General features: G+C 67.7%; 17 protein-coding genes. All 17 read right to left on the bottom strand.

Annotated features, from left to right (window positions below; all coding sequences use genetic code 11):
• Positions 1-6: 6 nt before the first annotated feature.
• Complete coding sequence (locus tag OLSU_RS04630; protein WP_013251788.1) at positions 7-1,827, bottom strand: ABC-F family ATP-binding cassette domain-containing protein; 1,821 nt, start codon at positions 1,825-1,827, stop codon at positions 7-9.
• Positions 1,828-1,831: 4 nt separating this feature from the next.
• Complete coding sequence (gene coaBC / locus OLSU_RS04625) at positions 1,832-3,025, bottom strand: bifunctional phosphopantothenoylcysteine decarboxylase/phosphopantothenate--cysteine ligase CoaBC (protein ID WP_013251787.1); 1,194 nt, start codon at positions 3,023-3,025, stop codon at positions 1,832-1,834.
• Positions 3,022-3,741: a zinc ribbon domain-containing protein gene (locus OLSU_RS04620; RefSeq protein WP_013251786.1), complete on the bottom strand. Its 720-nt coding sequence runs from the start codon at positions 3,739-3,741 to the stop codon at positions 3,022-3,024. The genes coaBC and OLSU_RS04620 overlap by 4 nt, the downstream gene beginning before the upstream one ends.
• 42 nt (positions 3,742-3,783) lie before the next feature.
• Positions 3,784-4,956, bottom strand: a complete 1,173-nt coding sequence (locus tag OLSU_RS04615; protein ID WP_013251785.1) for a cysteine desulfurase family protein — start codon at positions 4,954-4,956, stop codon at positions 3,784-3,786.
• Between the two features lie 3 nt (positions 4,957-4,959).
• Positions 4,960-5,640 (bottom strand): ribulose-phosphate 3-epimerase, encoded by a 681-nt coding sequence (rpe, locus tag OLSU_RS04610; protein ID WP_041548905.1) that lies wholly within the window; start codon positions 5,638-5,640, stop codon positions 4,960-4,962.
• A gap of 22 nt (positions 5,641-5,662) precedes the next feature.
• Complete coding sequence (locus tag OLSU_RS04605) at positions 5,663-6,688, bottom strand: NAD(P)H-dependent glycerol-3-phosphate dehydrogenase (RefSeq protein ID WP_013251783.1); 1,026 nt, start codon at positions 6,686-6,688, stop codon at positions 5,663-5,665.
• Positions 6,685-7,407 carry a glycerol-3-phosphate acyltransferase gene (locus OLSU_RS04600; RefSeq protein WP_013251782.1) on the bottom strand — a complete coding sequence of 241 codons (723 nt, stop codon included), beginning with the start codon at positions 7,405-7,407 and terminating at the stop codon, positions 6,685-6,687. The genes OLSU_RS04605 and OLSU_RS04600 overlap by 4 nt, the downstream gene beginning before the upstream one ends.
• Before the next feature lie 2 nt (positions 7,408-7,409).
• Positions 7,410-8,729 carry a ribosome biogenesis GTPase Der gene (gene der, locus OLSU_RS04595; protein ID WP_013251781.1) on the bottom strand — a complete coding sequence of 440 codons (1,320 nt, stop codon included), beginning with the start codon at positions 8,727-8,729 and terminating at the stop codon, positions 7,410-7,412.
• Between the two features lie 154 nt (positions 8,730-8,883).
• Entirely contained in the window at positions 8,884-9,720 is an 837-nt protein-coding gene (gene ispH, locus OLSU_RS04590; protein WP_013251780.1) for a 4-hydroxy-3-methylbut-2-enyl diphosphate reductase, read from the bottom strand.
• 8 nt (positions 9,721-9,728) lie between these two features.
• On the bottom strand, positions 9,729-11,204 hold the full coding sequence (cmk, locus tag OLSU_RS04585; RefSeq protein WP_013251779.1) for a (d)CMP kinase: 1,476 nt from the start codon (positions 11,202-11,204) through the stop codon (positions 9,729-9,731).
• Positions 11,201-11,884 carry a histidine phosphatase family protein gene (locus OLSU_RS04580; protein WP_013251778.1) on the bottom strand — a complete coding sequence of 228 codons (684 nt, stop codon included), beginning with the start codon at positions 11,882-11,884 and terminating at the stop codon, positions 11,201-11,203. Before OLSU_RS04580 ends, cmk begins: the two co-directional genes overlap by 4 nt.
• Positions 11,884-12,687: a pseudouridine synthase gene (locus tag OLSU_RS04575; RefSeq protein WP_013251777.1), complete on the bottom strand. Its 804-nt coding sequence runs from the start codon at positions 12,685-12,687 to the stop codon at positions 11,884-11,886. The genes OLSU_RS04580 and OLSU_RS04575 overlap by 1 nt, the downstream gene beginning before the upstream one ends.
• Positions 12,680-13,402, bottom strand: coding sequence for an SMC-Scp complex subunit ScpB (gene scpB / locus OLSU_RS04570; protein ID WP_013251776.1), 723 nt, complete (start codon positions 13,400-13,402; stop codon positions 12,680-12,682). The genes OLSU_RS04575 and scpB overlap by 8 nt, the downstream gene beginning before the upstream one ends.
• Positions 13,402-14,211 carry a segregation and condensation protein A gene (locus tag OLSU_RS04565; RefSeq protein WP_013251775.1) on the bottom strand — a complete coding sequence of 270 codons (810 nt, stop codon included), beginning with the start codon at positions 14,209-14,211 and terminating at the stop codon, positions 13,402-13,404. The genes scpB and OLSU_RS04565 overlap by 1 nt, the downstream gene beginning before the upstream one ends.
• Positions 14,212-14,874, bottom strand: coding sequence for a site-2 protease family protein (locus OLSU_RS04560; RefSeq protein ID WP_013251774.1), 663 nt, complete (start codon positions 14,872-14,874; stop codon positions 14,212-14,214). It abuts the gene before it with no gap.
• A gap of 8 nt (positions 14,875-14,882) precedes the next feature.
• Complete coding sequence (locus tag OLSU_RS04555) at positions 14,883-15,398, bottom strand: hypothetical protein (RefSeq protein ID WP_013251773.1); 516 nt, start codon at positions 15,396-15,398, stop codon at positions 14,883-14,885.
• Positions 15,391-17,406 carry an ABC-F family ATP-binding cassette domain-containing protein gene (locus tag OLSU_RS04550; RefSeq protein ID WP_013251772.1) on the bottom strand — a complete coding sequence of 672 codons (2,016 nt, stop codon included), beginning with the start codon at positions 17,404-17,406 and terminating at the stop codon, positions 15,391-15,393. Before OLSU_RS04550 ends, OLSU_RS04555 begins: the two co-directional genes overlap by 8 nt.
• Positions 17,407-17,536: the final 130 nt, after the last annotated feature.

The following is a 17,536-nucleotide window of genomic DNA, read 5'->3' as shown; positions in this document are numbered from 1 at the left end:
TCGCCCCTATGCCATCCCGAGTCGCTCCGCAAGATCGAGCCACTCCTCCCCAAGCGCGCCGATCTCGGCGACTGCGGCGTCCACGCGCCTCTGGGCCTCCATCAGCGCCTCGAAGTCGGAGGCCGAAACCACCGACATCTCGGCCCGCAGCCGCGCCGGCTCGCCGTCGAGCTTGGCCATGCGCCGCTCGACGGCGTCGAAGCGTCTCTTGAGCTCGCGGCGCTCGGCGTTGGAAAGGGCCGTCCCATCACCTGCCCGTGCGCCCCGCGACACGTCCGCGCTGCCCTCCCCCCGTGCCGGGGTCCCGCTCGACTTGCGCGCCGGTCCGTCCCCCAGGAGGCCAAGGTACTCGTCGACGCCACCCGGGACGTGTCGGATGCGCCCGTCGAGGATCGCGAACTGGTCGTCGGTGACGCGCTCCATGAGGTAGCGGTCGTGGCTCACCAGGATGAGGGTCCCGGGCCATCCGTCGAGCAGGTCCTCCAGGACGGCCAGCATGTCGGTGTCGAGGTCGTTGCCGGGCTCGTCCAGCACGAGGACGTTGGGCTCCTCGAGCAGGACGCAGAGGATGGAGAGCCTCCTGCGCTGTCCGCCCGAGAGGTCGCGTACGTAGGTGGCGAACTCCCGCCGCTCGAAGCCCAGGCGCTCCAGGAGCTGCTCGGGACTCTGGACCTTGCCATCCACCTCGAGACGGGATCGATAGGTCCCCATGAGTTCCGACACGCGCCAGTCGTCCTTCCCGGACAGCTGACCCAGGTGTTGGGAGAGGATGCCGAAGCGTACCGACTTGCCTATCTTGACGGAACCCCTCGAGGGACGCATGCGCCCCGTCATGACCTTGAGCAGGGTGGACTTGCCCACGCCGTTCTCGCCCAGGACGCCATAGCGGTCACCGGGGCCGATGAGCCAGTCGACGCCCGAGAAGACCGGGCGTCCCCCATAGGAGGCTCCCACGCCCCTCATCTCGATGACCTGCTTGCCAAGCCTGCTCACCGCCAGGCGCCTGAGCTCGACGGGGTTTCTCAGGGGAGGGTCGTCCGCGAGCAGCGCCCTGGCGGCGTCGATGCGGAACTTTGGCTTGGAGCTGCGCGCCTTGGCCCCGTGCGCAAGCCAGTTGAGCTCCTTGCGCAGGACGTTCTGGCGGCGCTCCTCCACGGCTGCGGCCTGGCGCTGGCGTTCGACGCGCTGCTGGATGTAGGCGGAGTAGCCACCCTCGAACGGGTCGATGACGCCGTCGTGGACCTCCCACATGCGCTCGCAGACCTCGTCCAGGAACCAACGGTCATGCGTGACGAGCATGAGGGCGCCCTGACCTTCGGGCCAGCGTCGCCTGAGATGATCGGCAAGCCAGCGGATTGCGTGCATGTCCAGGTGGTTGGTGGGCTCGTCCATGAGCAGGACGTCCCAGCTGCCCGCAAGCACTCGTGCCAGGTCGCAACGCCTCCGCTGTCCGCCCGAGAGTTCCCCCACGCGTGCATCCCAGGCGACGTCGGCCAACAGCTCGTCAATGATGGGTCGGACGCGGGGGTCGGACGCCCAGACGTAGTCAGGGACGTCTCCCACGACGGCATGCGAGACCGTCTCGTCGTCCGAGAAGGCGTCGTCCTGGGCCAGCAGACCCACGCTCACGCCTCCCCTGACGGTCACGTTGCCCCCGTCCGCCTCGATTCTCTGCGCGATGAGGTCGAGCAGAGTGGACTTTCCGTCGCCATTCCTGCCGACGATGCCGATGCGGTCCCCCTCGTTGATGCCGATGGTCTGGTCGACGAGCACGCGCTTGCCCGGCCACTCCTGGGAGAGATGCTCGCAGCCTATCAGGATGCCCATGGAATCACGCCCCCGCGAGGTCGCGGACACGGTCCAAAAGCTCGCGGGCAACCTCGTCGAGCGGAAGGGTCTCGAGCTGTTCGGTGCGGTCGGGCCATACGAAGGCCACGCGGTCCGTGTCAGAGCCAAAGGTGGAGTCGGGGCGTGAGACGTCGTTTGCGACGATGAGGTCACAGCCCTTGCGGGAGAGCTTGGACCGCGCGTTGCCGATGAGGTCGTCCGTCTCGGCCGCGAACCCGACTACGACGCGCGACCCCTTCTCGGCCGAGAGAGACTTCAAGATGTCGGCCGTCTCGACGAGTTCGATCACGTCGAGGGGACTACGGTCCTTCTTGAGCTTGTGCGTGGATGGGTGTGCGGGTGTGTAGTCGGCCACGGCCGCCGCGCAGATGGCGACATCCGCCTCAGCGAAGGCCCGCTCTGCGGCCGCATGCATCTGAGCTGCCGAGATGACGGGCACGACCTGAGCACCCTCGGGCATGCGCTCGGCCACCGGACCGCAGACGAGCGTGACCTGGGCTCCGCGTGCGAGCGCCTCGCGGGTGATGGCGAGGCCCATCTTCCCCGTGGAGGAGTTCGCGATGTAGCGCACCGCGTCGATGGCCTCGTGCGTGGGGCCGGCGGTGACGAGGACGCGGATGCCCGCGAGGTCTTGGGCGCGAGCGTCGAGACGCGCGAGCGAGGCCGAGACGACCTCGTTCGCGGACGCGAGCTTGCCCTCTCCCTCGTAGCCACAGGCGAGATGGCCCTCCCGCGGGCCCACGAAGGAGATGCCGCGCGAGCGCAGGAGCTCGACGTTCGCCTGGGTCGCAGGGTTATGCCACATGTGGACGTTCATGGCCGGTGCGACAAGCAGCGGGCAGCGCATGGCCAAAAGCGCTGAGGTCAGTGCGTCGTCGGCGATGCCAGCGGCCATCTTGGCCAGCACGTTTGCCGTCGCGGGCACCACGACGCAGAGGTCGGCGAAGTCCGCCAGCGCTATGTGTGGGATGGCCGTCTCGTGACAAGCATAGAGGTCGTTGACGACCTCGTGGTGCGAGAGCGCCTCGAAGGTCGTGGCGCCCACGAAGCGCTCGGCATCGGCGGTCATGGCGACGCGTACGTCACAGCCCCCCCTCTGGAGGCCGCGCAGCACCTCGCAGGCCTTGTAGGCCGCTATGCCCCCGCAGACTGCCAGGGCGACGTTTCTGCCGCTCACCGGGCTACGTCCTCGGTCACGAGCATGCGGTGGCAGTAGGGGCACTCGGTGATGGGGCCACTGTGACGGACGTCGCTGTAGAGGCCGGGCTGGAGCTTGACGCGACAGACGGAGGGCACGTTGCCCGAGAGCCGCTCGACCGCCAGGCCGTCGAAGCGCTTGGATGCGCCGTCATAGGTGGCGAGCGTGGGAGGCTCGATGAAGGAGAGCACCTGCTTGCGCTCTGCTGCGAGCCTGCGGACCTCGGCCATGATGTCGGCGGAGTCCCTCCGGTATGACGCCTCGAGGGAGGCCTCCTCCCGGTCGAGCTTCGCGGCGAGGTCGCCCGCGTTCCTCTCGGCCTTGCGGAGCCTCTCCAGGAGGCGAACCTTCTCGCTGTGGTCGTACTCGATCTTCTCGATCTTCTTGGCGATGGAGGTCAGCTGTGCCTCGAGGTCGTTGATGTGGCGAAAGTCCTGCGCACGGGCCGCCGCGTCGGCCTTGACCTGCTCGGCGACCGCAAGGAGATGGGCGTGCTGCTCCTCTCCGTCGCTCACGTCGAGCTCGGCGTCCTTGCGCTGGCCCACGATCTTGGTCAGCCCCGCAGTCACCTTGCGCCTGGCCTGGGCCAGCGCGGCGAGCTTCTTCTGCTGCGGCATGGCCTTGAGCGTCCGGCCGAAGCGCATGAGGGCCAGGTCGATCTCCTGCAGCCTGAGGACGGCCTCATATTCGTTCATGTCCGATCCCTTCCATGGGGTGTGTGGTGGCAGGCGGTACGGCTACGGGCGCGCGCCGGCGACGATGCCGAGGAGCGCGGCGGCAAAGGCCGCAAGTCCCTCCTCGTCGGCACGCTCGTCGAAGGAGATGCGCAGCGATCCCAGGGCGTCGGCGCGTGCGATACCCATGGCAAGGAGCACGTGGCTGGCCTCGAGCGATCCGGACGAGCAGGCGGAGCCCGCAGAGACCTCGAAACCGAGCTGGTCCAGCTTGAGGACAAGGGTCTCCGAGTCCATTGACGGCACCATGACGGAGACCAGCCCCGGCAGGCGTCCCTCGTCGATGGTCGCCGTGGTGGTCGGCACGATGCCCGTCCGTGGCGCACAGAGCTCGTCATAGAGACGCTGGGCACGTGCGGAGACGACCATGCGCCTCTCGGCGAGGTGGTCGCAGCAGGCGCGCGCGGCGGCGGCGAAGGCCTGGGCGCCCCTCACGTCCTGGGTGCCGGGGCGCCTGCCCCGTTCCTGTCCCCCACCGAACATCTGTGGGCGAAAGGGGCAGCGCCCCCTCATGACGAGTGCGCCGACGCCCGTGGGGCCACCTATCTTGTGAGCCGCGACGCTGAGCGCGTCCACGTCATCAAGCTTGAGGGGAATGCGTCCGAAGGCCTGCACGGCGTCGGTGTGCACGAGGGCGCCCCGTGCACGGGCTACGCGTGCGATGGCGGCTATCGGCTGCACGACGCCGGTCTCGTTGTTGGCGGACATGACCGAGACGAGCGCCACCGCATCATCGAGAAGCGCATCCACGGCCTCGGCTGTCACGACGCCCGCGCGGTTGGGACGCACGAGCGTGACCTCGAAGCCCCGATCGCGCAGGGACGGTATGACGTCGAGTTCGGAGTCGTGCTCGATGGCCGAGACGATGACGCGCATCCGCCTGCGGTCCCGGGCACGTGCCCCCTCGGACATGCCGACGAGCGCCAGGTTGTTGGACTCGGTTCCTCCCGAGGTGAACGTCACGTCGGCGGGCCTGAAGCCCCCGCCGACACAGCGGGCAAGCTCATGGCGGCTGGCCTCGAGGGCCTGGGCCGCCTTGCGACCGAGCGTGTGGAGCGAGTTGGGGTTGGCGCCCGCGATGTCGAGCCCCTCGTAGGCGCGCTCCGCGGCGAGCGCCTCGGCGCACATCGGCGACGAGGCGGCATGGTCGAGATAGACACAGCGTCGTACGTCCATGGGCTACGCCTCCCGCGCAAGGCCAAGGTCGCCCGCGGTCCTGATCTTGGCTATCGCAGCCGCACGGTCCGTGGTGCCGAAGATGGAGGACCCGGCGACGAGGAGGTTGGCGCCTGCCGCACAGACCACCCCGGCGTTGGACGCGCCGATGCCGCCGTCGACCTCTACGAGGGGCCGTACGCCATGGGAGGTGCAGAGGGCGCGCAGGGTGCGGAGCTTGCCGATGGTACCCTCCAGGAAGCGCTGGCCGCCGAAGCCGGGGTTGACGCTCATGATGAGGACCAGGTCGAGCTCATCGATGATGGCCTCGAGGACGGATACGGGCGTTGCGGGGTTGAGGGCGACGCCGGCCCTGGCGCCGGCATCATGGATGAGGGAGACCAGGCGCGCGGCGTGCGTCTGGGCCTCCCAGTGAAAGCTCACCGCGTCGGCACCCGCCTCGAGGTACCAACGGGCGCACTCCTCGGGGTTCGCGACCATGAGATGCACGTCTATGGGCAGGCTGGTCGCCGCCTTTACCTGGGACAGGACCGCAGTGCCAAACGAGAGGTTGGGGACGAAATGCCCGTCCATGACGTCATAGTGGACGTAGTCGGCGTCCGAGATGCTGTCGAGTTCCTCGCCGAGCCTGGTGAAGTCGGCAGACAGCACGGACGGTGCGATGAGAGTGCCTTCGGTAAGCATGGGCACGTATACCCCTCTGTTCCTATTCGTTTGTGGTGAGGCCGTAGAACTCGACGCGGGCCCTTCTGTCCAGCAGCGAGTCGACGACCTCGTCCAGCCTTGCGTTCCCATACAGGATAGCGTGGACGGCTGTGGTCAGGGGCGCCTCGATGGAGAGCTCACACGCAAGCTCCCAGGCGCTCAACGCCGTGCGCGCACCCTCGACGACCATGCCGGTGCGCCGTTCGTACGACGCGAGGCTCTCGCCTCGGGCAAAGGCCTCGCCAAAGGTCCTGTTTCGCGAGTGCTGGGAGGTGCAGGTGGCCACGAGGTCGCCCATGCCGGCAAGGCCCATGCAGGTGATGGCCTCCCCGCCGAGGGCCGAGGAGATCCGGCCGATCTCGGCGAGGCCACGCGTCATGAGTGCGGCCAGGGTGTTGTCCCCAAAGCCGAGACCCACGCATATGCCGCACGCGATGGCCATGACGTTCTTCACGGCGGCACAGACCTCGACGCCCGTGAGGTCGTTCGTCTGATAGACGCGGAAGGTCGGGCTCATGAAGAGCCCCTGGGAGAGGCAGGCCAAACCTTCGTCGCGGGAGGCGGCGACGGCTGCGGAGACCTTTCCCAGGCATATCTCCTCGGCGTGGTTGGGACCCGAGAGGGCCACCATGCGCGCTGGGTTGCCAAGCTCGCCTGCGAGGACGTCGGCCATAAGAAGGTGCGTCCCCGGCTCTATGCCCTTGGTGAGGACGATGACGGGGGTGTCCTGGCCCACATGGGGCGCCATCGACCGTGCCGTCGCCCGCAGGAAGGCGGAGGGGACGGCCATCACGATGGCAGAGGCCCCGTCCAGGGCCGACTCGAGGGAGTCGCTCGCACGGACTCTTTCGGGAAGCTCGTAGTCTGTGAGGTGACGGGGGTTGTGGTGGGTGGCATTGATGGCCTCTGCTACGGTGGTCGTGCGGGTCCACATGCACAGCTCGCGCACATGGGGCGCGACAAGGCCGGATGCCGCCGTCCCCCAGCTGCCCGACCCGATAAGGGCCACCTTGTCGACGAGGGTCATCGCCGCTCCTTCGCAGACGTGCCCCCCTCGCCCGTGGCTCCCCCCGCACTGTCCCCCCTGTGCAGGGAGAAGCTGCGCTCCTCGCCACGCAGCAGCTTGGACAGGTTGGAGCGGTGCGCCCAGACGACGGTGAGTCCCACGACGACAAGGGGGAGGTCGCTTGCGAGGCCCAAGCCGGAGATGGCCCCCCAGATGGGAAGCGATATGGCGGCGCAGATGGAGCCCAGGGAGACATAGCGTGAGGGCAAGGCCAGACAAAGGAAGATGAGAATGAGGCCGCAGGCAACGGGCCAACAGAGCCCCAGCGCGGCACCGAAGCCCACCGAGATGCCCTTGCCGCCATGGAAACCCAGGTAAGGGGAGAAGATGTGCCCCAGGACGCAGCAGGCGAAGACGAGGGAGGGACAGAGACCGAAAGGACCCTGCGCGAGGGTCGAGGACCAGTCGCCTCCAAAGGCGACCATGGCCATGGCGAGGCGAGAGAGGAGCATGCAGGCGGTACCCTTGCCCATGTCAAGCGCGAGCGTGAACGCCGCCGCTCGTCCCCCGGCCGAGCGGGCGACGTTTGTCATGCCGATGTTACCCGAGCCGACCGTGCGCACGTCGACATGATTGAGCCTCTTGGCCACGATCATGCCGAAGGGGATGCCGCAGACGAGGAACGAGGTGATCATGCAGGCAACCGTCACAAGGACGAGGGGTGTCGTCGGCGTCGCCATGGCTAGCCGTCCTTCCTTCTGAACTTGAGACGGATGGGCGTGCCCTCAAGGTCGAAGGCATCGCGCAGGCGGTGCTCGAGGAAGCGCTCGTAGCCGTCATCGACAAGGTCCGGTGCGTTGCAGAAGAAGGTGTAGACGGGCGGGCGCGATCCCGTCTGCGCGGCATAGTGGATCTTGAGGCGACGGTTCTTCTGCGTGACGGTGTGCCCAGACTCCCTGATCTGGGTGACGAGGTTGTTGAGCTGCGGGGTCTTTACCTGCGAGCTGTGATTGGCGGCCGCCTTTGCCGCAGCGGCGAGGACGCTGTCGACGGCACGGCCCGTGAGCGCCGAGACGTTGACGGCGGGTGCCCAGGTGGCAAAGGTCATGCGGGCGTCAAGCGAGGACATGACCTCGTCCCGTTGCCGGTCGCCTGTGATGAGGTCCCACTTGTTGAGGACGATGACCACCGCACAGCCGCGGTCGATGGCCATACCCGCTAGCTTTTGGTCCTGCTCCGTCACGCCAACGGTGGAGTCCACGACCAGCAGGCAGACGTCCGCCCTGTCCATGGCCTCAAGGCCTCGGACGAGGCTGTAGTACTCCACGTCCTCGTGGACTTGGTTGCGCTTGCGCATCCCAGCGGTGTCCACCAGGCAGAAGCGTTGGCCCTTCCACGCGATGGTGATGTCCACCGCGTCGCGCGTGGTGCCGGCGACGTCGGCGACGATGGAGCGCTCCCTCCTTGCAAGGCGATTGGTGAGCGAGGACTTCCCCACGTTGGGTCGGCCGATGATGGCAACGTTCAGAGTCCCGTCGTCCACGGCGGGCTCCTCGCGGATCTCGGGCAGGGAGGCGACGACGTCATCCAGGAGGTCCCCGGTGCCGTAGCCATGGCCGGCCGACAGGGCACGCGGCTCACCGACGCCCAGGGAGTAGAAGTTCCACGCGTCAAGCTCCGTGCTGGGGTCGTCCATCTTGTTGACGCAGAGGAAGACGGGCTTCCTTGTGCGCCGCACGACACGGGCGACCTCCTCGTCCTCGTCCGTGACGCCCACCGAGCCATCTACGACGAAGATGATGGCGTCTGCCTCGTCGCAGGCGACCAGGGCCTGCTCGCGGATGCGCGGGGCGAAGACATCCTTGCTCCTGGCGGACTCGATGCCACCGGTGTCGATGAGGACGAACTCGCGGCCGTTCCAGTCGCAGGCGTGGTAGCTGCGGTCGCGGGTCACGCCACGCGACTCATGGACGATGGCGTCTCGATTGACCGCCAGACGGTTTACCAGCGTTGACTTTCCTACATTGGGGCGGCCGACGACCGCCACGATGGGTTTGGACATGATGCTCCTGACTCTGGGTTCCCCATCGAGTCTATCATGTGGCCTACGCCGCGATGGGCGCAAGGAGGTTGGTGGGCGAGGTCTGCGCATCCACTGCGGCACCGCCTCGCACGGCCATCACCTTGTCCAGCGCCTGGCACACGCAGCCCCCACGCTATCCTGCGACCTTTCCGATGGCGGAGACCACCTCGTCGATCTGCGTCTGGGGGGTGGACGCGCCGGCCGTGACGCCGCAGGTCTTTGCCCCTTTGAACCAGGATGCCTCGAGCTCGTCCGCGCCCTCGATGTGATGGGTGCCCTTGCAGCGCGTCGCGCATATCTCCGCCAGGCGCGTGGTGTTGGCCGAGATGCGTCCGCCGATGACGATCATGACGTCGACCGATGACGCGAGGCGTGCCGCCGCCGCCTGGCGGCTGGATGTGGCCTCGCAGATGGTGTCGAAGACCCTGAGCTCCTCCGTCCTGCCGACGAGTGCTGCGACGACCTCTCTCAGCTGGGCACGGGACTGTGTGGTCTGCACCACGACGCCCACCTTGCGGTTGAGCGCAAGCCCCTCGACGTCGGCGGCGGACTCGACCGTGACGGCACCAGGCGCGTGCCCCAGAGTGCCCTCGACCTCGGGATGCCCGGCCTCGCCGAAGACGATGACCTGATAGCCCTCGGCCACAAGCCGCTCTGCGGCGTTATGGGCGCGTACGACGAAGGGGCAGGTTGCGTCCAGCACGCTGTCGTGGCTCCTGCGGGCCGCCGCTTCCTCGTCGGGGGTGACGCCATGGGTCCTGAGCAGCAGCGTGCCACCCGGCTCGTCGTCCGCCTCCTCGACCACGCCGACGCCCTCGCGCTCGAGCTCGGCGACGACTGTGGGGTTGTGGATGAGGGGGCCCAGCGTGTGGATGGGGCCCCTGGCCGTGCGCGTGGCGTCACGGACCATGTCGAGGGCCCGGTTCACCCCGTAGCAGGCCCCGGCCTCGTCGGCGACAACGATGCGCATGCGGCCCCCTACATCTTTCCCGGGTGCTCGCGCCTGAGCTCGTCGCGCAGCGCATACACCCTCTCCATGGCCAGCTTCTCCATCGCGACGGCCCTGGCCTTGCGCCCCTTGGCCTCAACCTCGTCGAATCCGATGCAGTCGCCCGCCTTGCACCATACGCGCCCCAGGCGCTTGAGGTGCTTGCCTGCAGGCGTGATGTCGCGCGCGCCCACGATGGCGACGGGTTGGACCGGGGCCTTGGCGAGCTGTGCCATCAGTGCGAATCCCCCGTGGATCTCGACGGGCTCGTCATCGCTCTTGACGCGCGTGCCCTCGGGGTAGATGAGCACGCACTCACCTCTCCTGAGCGCCCGCTCGGCACGGCGTACGGCCTTGAGGTCGGCGGTCCCGCGCACCACGGGGATGCCGCCCGCGCGCGAGAAGAACCAGGTGACGATGCCCAGTTTGTCGAACTCGCTCTTGTAGACGATGCGCAGTCCCACGCCATGGAACCACAGTGACACCGCTATTATGACGGGGTCGAGCATGGAGACGTGGTTCATCACGATGACACGTCCCTGCACGTCCTCCCAGAGTTTCTCCGCGTCCTCTATCTTCCAGGGCCACAGCAGCTTGGTGATGGCGCCTACCAGCACTATGGCGACGCCGAGAAGCACGCGCCCGGGCAGCGGGAAGTCTCGTAGGGCGTGGTCGTAGTAGTCGTCGTAGCTGTTCTTGCGAAACGCCCGCAGGCGTCCCGTCGTCTGGGTGGCCCCTGCGGTCGTGTCCCCCTCTCCTGCTGGCGCGGCGGGATGCACGGGTATCGCTGTGGCCATGAGCGCCACGACCTCGTCGACCACCTGGTCGACGGACTTGGACGAGCTGTCGATGTGGTGGGCGTCATCGGCCGGTCTGAGCGGCGACTCGCTGCGCGTGGAGTCGAGCCTGTCGCGACGGACGAGGTCCCTTAGGATCTCGCGCTCGGTCGCGGCGTCCGCATTGGCGTCGTCACTGGTCGCCGCATTGCCGCCTTCGCGCTGGACGGCACGCCGGTGGGCGCGCGCTGCGGGGTCTGCGGTCAGGAAGACCTTGACCTCGGCGTCGGGGAACACGACGGTGCCGATGTCGCGACCCTCGGCCACGACGTCTCCCGCAAGGCCGAGCTCACGCTGGCGGGCGACCATGGCCTCGCGCACGGCGGGGACGGCCGACACGCGGGAGACGCTCTTGTCGACCTCGGGCGTGCGGATCTGGGTCGTGACGTCCTTCCCGTCAGCGATGACGCGCTGCGTGCCCTGCCCCTCGGCGAAGTCGATTCGGACCGTGCGTGCGATGGCGGAGACGGCCTCTGCGTCCGACACGTCGACGCCCCGTGAGAGGCAGAGGTAGGTGACGGAGCGGTACATCGCCCCCGTGTCAAGGTAGGTCAGGCCGCAGCGCTTGGCCACGGCGCGCGCGACGGTCGACTTGCCGGAGCCCGCAGGCCCGTCGATTGCGACTCTCACTGATCATCACTCCCGGAAAGGTCTCTTGATGCGTCATGGGTCAACAGCTCGGGGCTCCTTGCGCGCAGGGCGACCTCCTCGGGCGCAAGTGCCAGGGCATCCAACGTGAAGCCGCGCCCGTCGCAGCTGATGAGCTGAGAGCTCACGTTGGGGATCTCGACGTTCCAGAAGGTGTCGAGCGGCGTGTCGAAGATGGCCCCCAGTATGGCGCGGGTGAAGCCGCCGTGGCAGACGCAGGCGGTCCTGCCCGTGAGTGGGCGCAGCTCGCAAAGGAGCCTGCGGGCACGCTCGTAGAGCGCCTCGAAGCTCTCCGCGCCGGGTGCGCAGACGGAGCGCCCGTCTGCGCCCAACTCCCAGGGGAAGCGGTAGCCCAGCGCCTCGTACTCGGGTGCGGTCATGCCTTGGACGGATCCGAACTCTATCTCCGCAAGGTCCTCGCGGACCTCGACGGGGACGTCCAGCCTGTCGGCCGCCTCGCGCGCGATGGCCTGGCAGCGCTTGAGGGGGGACGACCAGATGCGCGTGGGCGTCCAGGCCACGAGCGCGTCGATGGCGCGCCACATCTGCCGCTCCCCCCTCGGCGTCAGGTCCACGTCCACGCGGCCGCTCAGGAAGTGGCGCACGTTCGCGACGGTCTCGGGATGGCGCATGACGAGGATTCGCTGCCGGGTGATGCCCATCAGCCCTCCCTTCCTGCGGCGGCCTGCTCGAGCGCCGCGCGCTCGTCGCCCGTGAGGGGGCGCCAACGGCCAGCCTTGAGCTCGGCGGTCAGCACGAGCGGCCCAAACTCGCTGCGATGCAGATGCACGACCTCATGGCCGACGGCCTTGAGCATACGTTTGACCTGATGCTTCTTGCCTTCGTGGATGCGGATGCTCACGACCGCGCAGCCCGGGTCCGCGCCGCCCGTGACAACGGATGCAGACAGGGGGTCGTCTGCGCCAAGGAGATGTGCGTCTGCGGGTCGGGCCACTCCGTCGTCTAGGGGGACACCCGCGCGTAGCATGGCAAGCTGACGCGTGGTGGGCGTGCCCCTCACGAGGGCGACATAGCGCTTCCACACGTGACGCGAGGGGTGCAAAAGGGCGTTTGCCACCTCCCCATCGGTGGAGAAGAGCAGAAGCCCCGTGGTGTCGGCATCAAGCCTCCCCACGGGAAAGAGTCCCGGGTAGCGCGCCGTGGGCACGAGCTCGGCGACGCAGGGCCTGCCCTGGGGGTCGCTCATGGTGGTGAGGTAGCCTGCGGGCTTGTTGAGCATGAGGTAGGCATGCTCGTCCGACAGACGGCACTCCACGCCGTCGACCGTCACCACGTCGATGCCTGGTGTGACCTTGCTGCCCAGTTCGCTCACCACCCTTCCGTTCACGCGCACGCGACCGGCGCTCATGAGGTTCTCCGAGCCACGGCGGCTCGCCACGCCCGCGCGCGCCAGGAAGCGCTGCAGGCGCATGGTGAGCCGGACGTTCCCGCGAGACTCACTCATCGCCAGCCGCCCCTTCCGCGTCTTTTGCGACGACATCCGCCGACTCGTCACCTGCGTCGCCGTCGTAGTCGTCCCCCAAGAGGGCGCGCTCGTCGTCGATGTCGGCCGAGGCCTCCTCGAGGGTGGACGAGATGGCACGTCCCGAGAGACGCTCTCGGATGAAGCGCTTCGACTCCTCGTCAGGCGCGAAGTCCTCCAGAGGGGGGAGCTCGCGTAGCGACCGCAGTCCAAACCGCTCCAGGAAGCGCGCAGTGGTGCCCCAGAGCGTCGCCTGTCCTCGGTTTGCCTCATGGCCCGTCTCGCGGACGAGGCCCTTGTCGCGCAGGGACGAGATGACGCCATCTGAGCTGACGCCACGGATGGCCTTGACACCCTCTCGCGTGACGGGCTGGTGGTAGGCGATGACCGCAAGCGTCTCGAGAGCGGCTTGGGAGAGCTTGCGGGTGTCCCAAGAGAGCACGTAGCGCTCCACCGTCTCATGGTGTGCGGGATGGGTGTAGAGCCTCCAGCCTCCCGCGACCTCGCGTAGCTGGAAGCCGCGATCGGCATCAGCGTACTCGGCGGCGAGGTCCGCCAGTGCCGAGGAGACCTCGCCGGGACCCACGTCCAAGATGCGAGCGAACTCGGATGCGGAGACGGCATCAGACGACACCAAGAGCAGTGACTCCAGGACGCCCTTGAGCGAGGCTGGGTCCAGACGTTGCAGGTCGGTCATCAGAGATCCTCCTCGATGCTGGTGAGCGCCGACTCGTCGAGCTCGAAGGCGGGCGCACCCTCGACACGGGCCACGTCGATCTCGCCGAAGGTCTCCGCCTGGCCGAGCGTGACCGCACCGCGCTTGGCGAGCTCGAGAACGGCGAGGAAGGTCGAGACCACGGTCTCGCGCCTCTCGTCCCCTCCCAGGAGGTCCGTGAACGAGATAAGGGGATGCGCCCTGGTCAGACGGTCGACGGTGGCGACGGTCAAGGCTATGGGCACACGCTTGGGCGCGACGTGCTCCGCCTCGAGCAAGAAGCTCTGGTGGCGGCTGTCCAGATCCGCGCAGATGACCGCAAGCGAGCGCAGCGAGATGCCCTCGAGGTAGTCGGGCATGAGATCCAGGAACTCGGGGTCGGCGCCTACCGTACGCGGCTCCATGCGGCCCTCGGCCTCCATGCGGCTTCCCAGGGCTGCGGCGGCATTCCTGAACTGCTTGTAGGCTATCAGGCGCGCGATGAGCACCTCGCGGGCCTCCTCGGGCGACAGCTCCGAGAGCTCGTCCTCCTCGTCCCCATCCGCAGGCTGGCGGACGACGTGGTCTGGCACCAGCGAGGACGCCTTGATGTCGAGCAGGGTCGATGCCACCAGGACAAAGTCCGAGGCGACCTCGAGGTCGAGCTCGCCCATGGCTTCGACCTCCCCCAGGTACTGGTCGGCAACCTCGGATATGGAGATGGAGCCGATGGCCACCTTCTGGCGGCTCACCAACTGCAGGAGCAGGTCGAACGGTCCCGAGTAGGCCTGTGTCCTGACGCTGTACGACACCTAGACCCCCAGGAGCGCGCCGTAGAGCCCGCCAGCCGTGGCATCGAGGTAGAGCCCGAGCGGGTCGAAGCCCAGGACGCCCGGAAGCACGTACAGCAGGACGAGCAGGATGGGCATGGCATAGCGCTGCACCTCGTAGTACCTCTGGCGCGCGGCGCCCGCGAGGAGGGGTGAGATGATGGAGGACCCGTCGAGTGGCGGGAGCGGGATCAGGTTGAAGAACATGAGCGTGAGGTTCACGTAGACGTAGGTCGTCAGGATGGTGAGCGTCCAGTACGCCGCGTCCGCCCCGCCGTCCCACGAGACGTAGAGCACCCGGAACAGGGCGGCCCCCACGATCGCCTGCAAGAGGTTGCAGAAGGGGCCGGCAAGGGCCACCAGCACCTCGTCACGGCGGGGATTTTTGAGGTTGTTGGGATTGTAGGGCACGGGCTTCGCGAACGCGAACATGGGACCGCCCGCCATCGCCATGATGAGCGGCAGCGCCACCGAACCGAAGGGGTCCAGGTGCGCGCGGGGGTCGAGCGTGAGGCGGCCGGCACGTTGGGCGGTGGGGTCCCCCAACCTGAGGGCGGCGTATCCGTGTGCCACCTCATGCAGGATGGCCGAGAAGATTACGATGATGACCGACACGGCGGCCATGAGGATGCGGTTTCCTGTCACGGATGCTCCTAGCGTCTGCACAACGAGCGGGCCTTGCGCAGGCACGCCCAATCGATGATGAACAGGACGACCGACGCGATGACGAAGTCCCCGCGCAGGGCGCCGCCGAATGGCGTCTCGAACACCAGGACGCCCGAGAGCGCGGTGGGCATCCACATGCCGACGAGCGAGGTTGCCTGAAGCAGGTATACCCGCATCGGTCCGGCCAGCACCGCGCAGGCGACGGTGAGGGCCGCGAAGCCCCAGGCGCCGACGCGGGCCACCCAGGACGCGAGCCGGAGTACGGCCGATAGGAGCACGCGTCCCATTCCCCCTGCGCTCGTCATCCCGGGGCCATGGGCGCCACGGCGGACCGCAGACGATGCCGCATAAGGCTGCTGCTGGGGGCTGGGAACGGCCTCGATGCGGTGATGCCCGCGTGGGTACGGCCGCCTGAGGAGCTCGGTCTGCTCCGGGCGACCTGGCTGCACATACGACAGCTGCGTCTGGTGGCGCTCGGGCTGCGGCCTGGTCTGGCTAGGCATCGACACCGCCCTCGATCCTCTCCGTGAGCTCGACCCACTCCTCCTCGAGGGACGCGATCTTCTTGGAGAGCGCGTTGTACTCCCCCATGCACTGATCGAAGCGTGCTGCGTCCGCATAGAGTTCCTCGGAGGCCATGAGCTCCATGAGTTCCTGGTAACGCGTCTGCGCGGGCTCGAGGGCTGACTCTACCTGCCTGAGGCGGCGCCTCTCCTCGCGCACGGCCCTGTTGGCGGCATTGCGGGCTTCGGCCTCGGCGCGGCGCTGCTCCCTCGTCTTGACGTTGCGCCCCGCGCCCTTGGCGTCTTCTGGGGCTGCGACCGCGCCCTTGGCGGTCAGCGAGGTGTCGTCCGAGATGCGCTTTGGCGCCGACTTCGTCGCAGGCGATGGCTCCCCTTCGAGCTCCGCACGCTTGAACTGGTAGTACCCGTAGTCTCCGTCATAGACGCTGACCCTGTGGTCCCGCACGTCGACGACCTTGTTGGCGACGGAGCGGACCAGATGCTCGTCGTGGCTGATGAGCACGATGGTGCCGGGGAAGTCAACAAGGGCGCTCTCCAGGACGTCCACCGAGTCGATGTCCAGGTGGTTGGTAGGCTCGTCCAGACACAGCAGCGGGTCGGGCGCCACCAACATCTTCGCGAGGGCGAGGCGCGCCCGCTCGCCACCCGAGAGCACGCCGACTCTCTTCTCCACGTCGTCTCCGTGGAAGAGGAAGGCCCCTAGGAGCCTGCGCTCGTCGGAGGTGGTCCAGCCCGGTGCGACCCTGTCCATCTCGCCTAGGACGGTGTTGGCCTCATTCAGGGTCTCGAGCTGGTGCTGCGCGTAGTACGAGATGGTCACGTTCTGTCCCAGCGAGACGCTGCCGGCGCTGGGCGCCTCGTGACCGCTGATGAGCTTCATGAGCGTGGTCTTGCCCGCGCCGTTGGGGCCGACCAGCGCCACGTGATCGCCACGATAGAGCGAGAGGCTCACCCCGTCATAGACGTCGTTGTCCCCGTAGCGTTTGGCAACGCCCTCGAGGCTCACGACCATGTCGCCAGTGCGTGGGGGGTCAGGGAAGCTGAAGTGCACCTTCTTGGAGGACTCGGGCAGGACGACGAGCTCCCCTTTGACCTTCTCGAGCTTCTTGATGCGCTCCTGTACCTGGCGCGCCTTGGTCGGCTTGTAGCGGAAGCGCTCGATGAAGACCTCCATGTGCTGGATGTCGCGCTCCTGTGCGGCGCGCTTGGCCCGCAGCTGCTCCAGGTTGTCCTCACGCTGGTGCAGGTAGCTCGAGTAGTTGCCCGTGTAGGTCACGAGGCGCTTGTTCTCGAGCGCGGCCACATGGCTCACGCAGGCGTCCATGAACGCGCGGTCATGGCTGACGAGGAGGACGGCCCCGTCATAGCCCGAGAGGAAGCCCTCCAGCCACTTGACGCTCTCGAGGTCCAAGTGGTTGGTGGGCTCGTCGAGCAGGAGCAGGTCGGGATGGCGCAGCAGCAGCTTGGAAAGGGCGATGCGCATCTGCCAGCCACCGGAGAACTCCCTTGCGGGCTTGTCGAAGTCCTCGAGGGGAAAGCCCAGCCCACCCAGGATCTGCTTGGCGCGGGCGGGCAGCTCGTAGCCGCCCAGGCGCTCGAAGCGGTCCTGGGCCACACCATAGCGCTCGAGCAGGGCGTACTGCTCGTCTCCTTCTGGCATCCGGGAGATCCGCTGCTCCATCTCCTTGATGCGGCCCTCGAGCTGCCGTATCTCGTGGGCGGAGTCTATCACCTCGTCGAGCGCGCTCTTCGTGCCCGCGAGCCTCGTCTCCTGCTCAAGGTAGCCCACCGAGGTGTCGCGCGCGAAGCTCACCGTGCCCTCGTCGGCGGACTCCAGCCCCATGAGGATCTTGAGCAGGGTGGTCTTGCCCGCGCCGTTGGGGCCGACGAGCCCCCAGCGCTCGCCGGCATTGAGCTGCAGCGTAGCGGCCGAGTACAGGACCCGGCCGCCGAAGGACTTGGCTATCTTGTCTGCGAGTGCGATCAAACGCCTCTCCTCTTCAGGGCGCCCCTTCTTGACTCCGTCCAGTATACGGGAGCGCGCGGCGAGGCGACACGGCAGGACGCGTGGCTCTAGAGAAGCACCACGCCGGGTACGAAGCGAGCAGGTGCTGGCG

The organism is Olsenella uli DSM 7084, from assembly GCF_000143845.1.
Classification (GTDB): Bacteria; Actinomycetota; Coriobacteriia; order Coriobacteriales; family Atopobiaceae; genus Olsenella; species Olsenella uli.
The sequence above is the reverse complement of the archived record's forward strand: the minus strand, read 5'-3'. Positions and strand labels throughout refer to the sequence as shown.

Coding starts and splice junctions, on each gene's coding strand:
- OLSU_RS04600 (WP_013251782.1), bottom strand. CDS start 7,407: ATGGCGACGCCGACGACACCCCTCGTCCTTGTGACGGTTGCCTGCATG.
- OLSU_RS04605 (WP_013251783.1), bottom strand. CDS start 6,688: ATGACCCTCGTCGACAAGGTGGCCCTTATCGGGTCGGGCAGCTGGGGG.
- OLSU_RS04620 (WP_013251786.1), bottom strand. CDS start 3,741: ATGAACGAATATGAGGCCGTCCTCAGGCTGCAGGAGATCGACCTGGCC.
- OLSU_RS04630 (WP_013251788.1), bottom strand. CDS start 1,827: ATGGGCATCCTGATAGGCTGCGAGCATCTCTCCCAGGAGTGGCCGGGC.
- OLSU_RS04555 (WP_013251773.1), bottom strand. CDS start 15,398: ATGCCTAGCCAGACCAGGCCGCAGCCCGAGCGCCACCAGACGCAGCTG.
- scpB (WP_013251776.1), bottom strand. CDS start 13,402: ATGACCGACCTGCAACGTCTGGACCCAGCCTCGCTCAAGGGCGTCCTG.
- OLSU_RS04575 (WP_013251777.1), bottom strand. CDS start 12,687: ATGAGTGAGTCTCGCGGGAACGTCCGGCTCACCATGCGCCTGCAGCGC.
- ispH (WP_013251780.1), bottom strand. CDS start 9,720: ATGCGCATCGTTGTCGCCGACGAGGCCGGGGCCTGCTACGGGGTGAAC.
- OLSU_RS04615 (WP_013251785.1), bottom strand. CDS start 4,956: ATGGACGTACGACGCTGTGTCTATCTCGACCATGCCGCCTCGTCGCCG.
- rpe (WP_041548905.1), bottom strand. CDS start 5,640: ATGCTTACCGAAGGCACTCTCATCGCACCGTCCGTGCTGTCTGCCGAC.
- der (WP_013251781.1), bottom strand. CDS start 8,729: ATGTCCAAACCCATCGTGGCGGTCGTCGGCCGCCCCAATGTAGGAAAG.
- OLSU_RS04580 (WP_013251778.1), bottom strand. CDS start 11,884: ATGGGCATCACCCGGCAGCGAATCCTCGTCATGCGCCATCCCGAGACC.